Below are 4,416 nucleotides of genomic sequence, written 5' to 3'. Positions count from 1 at the left end.
CTTCGCTGACCTCGCGGACAAACCCTTTGCCCTGGCCGAAGTCGCACGACTTCGAGCAGTTCACCGTGCGGCACTGCTCCTCTACGCGGAGGCGGTCAACGGGTTGGGGCGGCACGCCGAGGCGATGGGCGACCTGACCGGCGCGGTGGCCGCTGACCCGTACGACGAGGGCCTGCGCTGCATGCTCGCTCTCACCCTCTACCGGGACGGCCGCACTGACGAGGCGGCGGAGGTGTGCCGGGACGGCTTGGCGTTGCTGGGCCGCCGGGGCATCGACGCACCGGAGCTGCATGACTTGCAGCGCGACATCCTGCGGCGGGAGGTGCGACAACCGGCCGGCGGTTCGGCCGGTCGGCCCACGGTGCCCCGGATGCTGCCTCCGGACCTGCCGTTTTTCGTCGGCCGTGCGCAGGAGCTGTCCACGGCGGAGGCCCGGCTGATCGAGCGTGACGAGCAGCGGCCGGCGATTCTGCTTGTCCTGGGTCCGGCAGGGGTCGGCAAGACCAGTTCGAGTGTGCATCTGGCCCACCGGCTGGCCCCTCGATTCTCCGACGGGCAGCTCTACGCCAACCTCCGGGGCTTCGACGCGACTGCCGCGGCGCTGGCGCCGACCGAGGTGCTGCGCGCCTTTCTCGAGGCGCTCGGTGTGGCACCGGAGCAGATTCCGACCAACCGCAACGCACTGGTCGCCAGATACCAGGCCCAGTTGCGGGACCGACGGATCCTGATCATGCTCGACAACGCGCACAGCGCCGACCAGGTCCGGCCGCTACTTCCCGGCTCGGCCACGTGCGTGACAGTGGTGACCAGCCGGAATCGGATGTCATCACTGATCGCGGTCGACGGTGCCCACCCGCTCACCCTCGGCCTGCTCGATGAGGGGGAAGCGGCCCAACTCGTCAGGGACCGAATCGGCATCGACCGCGCCGGGCAGGAACCCGAGGCCGTCTTCGAGATTGCCCGGCTCTGTGCGGGCCTCCCGCTGGCGTTGTCCATCGCCGCCGCCCGGGCCGCTGCCAACCCCCAGTTCGACCTCCGGTCCCTCGCCGGTGATCTGGCCAGCGCCGGGGTGCTGGACAGACTCACCGACAGCGACTCTTCGGTGGACGTACGCGCGGTGTTCTCCTGGTCCTATCGCGCCTTGACCCCGGCGGCCGCTCGGCTGTTCCGGCTGCTCGGCCTGCATCCCGGCCCGGATTTCACCGCCGCCGCGGCGGCCAGCCTGGCCGGCCTGAGCCGGCGCACGGCCAACGCCCTGCTCGTCGAACTGACCGGTGCCCACCTGACGGGGGAGCGGGTCCCGGGCCGGTACGTCCTGCATGATCTGCTCCGCGCCTACGCGGGTGAACTGTGCGAGGACGAACCCGAACGGCAGGCCGCGCGACGCCGGTTGCTGGACCACTACCTGCATTCGGCCGTCGCGGCGGACAAGGTGCTGATGCCGTACCGGCAACCGGTCGCGGTGGTCGCACCGGAGGAGGGCGTGACGCCCGAAGACCCGGCGGAGGTCGACCCCCTCGCCTGGTTCACCGTGGAACACCAGACGCTCATCGCCGTGGTCGGTTGCGCCGCCCACGCCGGTCTCGACCGGCACGCCGCGCAGCTGGCCTGGGCGATGGCGACCTATCTCGGCCGGGGCAGCTACTGGCACGACGTTCTGGCCACCCAGTCCCTGGCCCTGTCGGCGGCGGTCCGCCTCGACGACCGGTCGGCGCAGGCCCAGTGCCGCAGGGAACTTTCCCACGCGCTCGCCGGGCTCGGGCGACTGGAGCAGGCGCGGGACCAGCTGCACCGAGCGCTGATCGACCTCTCCGACGTCGCGGATCCCATCGGTCAGGCGTACAACCACCTGAGCCTGGGTTGGCTGTACGAGTTGCAGGGTGATCAACGATCGGCGACTCACCACGACCAGGTCGCGCTCGACCTGTTCAGACGAGGTGGCGACCGCAGCGGGCAGGCCCGGGCACTGAACGCGGTGGGCTGGGACTACGCGCAGGTCGGCAACTATCGGCAGGCCATCGGTTACTGCCGGCAGGCGCTGTCGCTGCACGCCGAACTGGGCGACGACGCCGGGGCCGTGAACACCTGGGACACCCTCGGCTACGCCTATCACCACCTGGGTGAGTACAGCATCGCCATCGAGTGCTACGAGCAGGCACTGTGCCTGAACGTCGGGCATCGCTTCAAGGAAGCCGAGGCCCTGGCCCACCTGGGCGACTGCCACCACGCCCTGGGTGACATGGCGGCCGCCGCGAACAGTTGGGGCCGGGCGTACGCGATCATGAGCGAGCTGCGCACCGGTGATGCCGACGCGGTACGGGCCAAGCTGGAACTCACCCGGGCGAGGATGCCGGCCGTGGGTCATGGTGAGGGCGAGCGAGGGGCGTTGAGAACCGCGCCCAGTATCCGCTCCCCGGAGAAGTAGCCGATTCGCCGTGAGTCGAAGCTCGATCCCGGATTGTCGCCCAGGAGTACGACCATGCCTGGTGGGACTCGCTCCTCAGCCAACGCCGGCACCCGGTCACGGGGTACCGGATCACCAGGCGCCGCCGCCACCCTCTTGATCAACCATCGGCGTCGGCCCACCTCGGCTGCCGAGGCGCCGTCGCGCAGTGGCGGCAGTGGCCACTTGCCGTCGACTGACGGATACTCCACGACCACCACATGCCCGGTGGCCGGCAGGCGGCCCCGCCGCACCAGCACCCGGTCGCCGTCCCGGTAGGTCGGCTCCATGCTGGCGCCGTCCACTGTCACCGCGACGAGACGACGTGTCAGAAGGCGCCATCCGAGCAGGGCCGCGCCGGCCAAGGCAGCCAACGACCCGACGATCAGCAACAGCTCGTACGCCCTCGACGCCTCAGCGAGCGGGGTCCCGAAGGTGGCAGCCTGGATCATCGTGCCTCCGTCGTCAGCGCGCTTTCGGCGCTTCCGCCGTAGCCGGACGCCTGAAGATCGAACAACCGGCGGTACGTGCCGTCGGCCGCGATCAGGGAATCGTGCGTGCCACGTTCCGTCACCCGGCCGTCGGCGATGACGACAATCAGGTCGGCGTCGCGGAGGGTGCCCAGACGGTGGGAGATCAGCACACTGGTCCGGCCCGTGCGGTACCGCAGCAGGCGGTGGTGGATCTCGTCCTCCGCTGCGGCGTCGAGCCCGGCCGAGGGTTCGTCGAGGATCAGCAGGTCCGGCCGGTCACGCAGGAAGGCGCGGGCAAGCGCGAGCCGTTGCCACTGGCCACCCGAGAGGACCACACCGGTGGTCGGGTCCTGCTTGTCGGACTCCTGGTAGAAGATCCGGGACAGCAGGGTGTCGTAACCGTGCGGCAGGGCGGTCAGCACGTCGTGGATGCCGGCGGTACGCGCGGCGGCGGTGATCCGTCCTCGCTCCGACAGGGCGGTGAGATCACCCAGAGCGATGTTCTCGGCTGCCGTCAGGTCGTAGTGCATGTAGTCCTGAAAGACAGCGCCGATACGGCGCCGCAGCTGGGCCGGGTCGACCTCGCGGATGTCCACCCCGTCCCAGAGGACCTGCCCACGGGTGGGGTCGTGGAACCTGCACAACAACTTCACCAGCGTTGACTTGCCGGCACCGTTGAGCCCGACGACCGCGAGGGTGGCACCGGCCGGGATCCGAAGGTTCACCCCACGCAGGACCCACGGCGACTCGGGGGAGTACCGGAACCACACGTCGCGCAGCTCGACGCCACGCCTGAGCTGATCGACCGGCCGGGCGACCGGGGCGATGGGCAGATCCGGGGGACTGGTCGTCACCGCCACGTAGTGGTCGAACATCAGCAACGCGTGGTGCGCGCGGGCGATCTCCGCCGCCAGAGTGGCCAACGCGTTCTGCACGCCGGCGACCGCCGCGACGAAGACGGTGACCTCACCGACGGTGATTCGACCGGCCGCCGCGGAGCGGACCGCCCACAGCAGACCGACGCCGGCGACGACCGCGGACACGAGCGCCAGGCCGACCTGCGCCACCAGCTCGCGGCGGTCGTTGAGGTGCTTGGCCCGGTTGACCGTCCGGCGGTCGGCCAACATCCGGCCCCGCAGATGGCCGCCCGTGCCGAACAGTCGCACCTCCTTCGCCGCCGCGGAGGTGGAGAGCAACTGGCTGTAGAAGAACTCGCGGCGCTCCGCCGGCCCGATCCGCCACTGCATCCCGGCCCGATAGCGGGCCAACAGCATCTCGGTCGCGAGCATCGGCACCGCCGACGCCAGCACCAGGACGGCCAGCATCGGACTGAACAGGTAGAGCGACCCGAGGAAGCCGGTGACGGTGATCGCCGTACGGGCGGTGCCGAGGACGCCGTCCATGACCTGGCTCGGGGTGCTGCCACCGGTCTGCTGGGCGAGCCGGAGTCGGTCCAGGAACTGGGGGTCCTCGAACCGGTCAAGACCGACGAAGCGGTCC

3 protein-coding genes are annotated in these 4,416 nt (G+C 70.4%); 1 reads left to right on the top strand and 2 read right to left on the bottom strand.

The features are described from left to right. The coding region (locus KBX53_RS23760) for a tetratricopeptide repeat protein (protein ID WP_210861734.1) at window positions 1–2,425 on the top strand (2,425 nt) is incomplete at its 5' end. Here the strand turns inward: KBX53_RS23760 and KBX53_RS23755 are convergent. Both KBX53_RS23755 and KBX53_RS23750 read right to left on the bottom strand, forming a co-directional pair. Continuing rightward, complete coding sequence (locus tag KBX53_RS23755; protein WP_081883903.1) at window positions 2,362–2,895, bottom strand: S26 family signal peptidase; 534 nt, start codon at window positions 2,893–2,895, stop codon at window positions 2,362–2,364. The two genes, KBX53_RS23760 and KBX53_RS23755, sit on opposite strands and share 64 nt — an antisense overlap. After that, the coding region (locus KBX53_RS23750; RefSeq protein ID WP_210861731.1) for an ABC transporter ATP-binding protein at window positions 2,892–4,416 on the bottom strand (1,525 nt) is incomplete at its 5' end. The genes KBX53_RS23750 and KBX53_RS23755, both read right to left, overlap by 4 nt.

The organism is Micromonospora sp. M51 (assembly GCF_018070305.1).
Lineage (GTDB): Bacteria > Actinomycetota > Actinomycetes > Mycobacteriales > Micromonosporaceae > Micromonospora > Micromonospora parva.
Note: the sequence above shows the minus strand (reverse complement) of the source record. Positions and strands in the feature narration are given on the sequence as shown.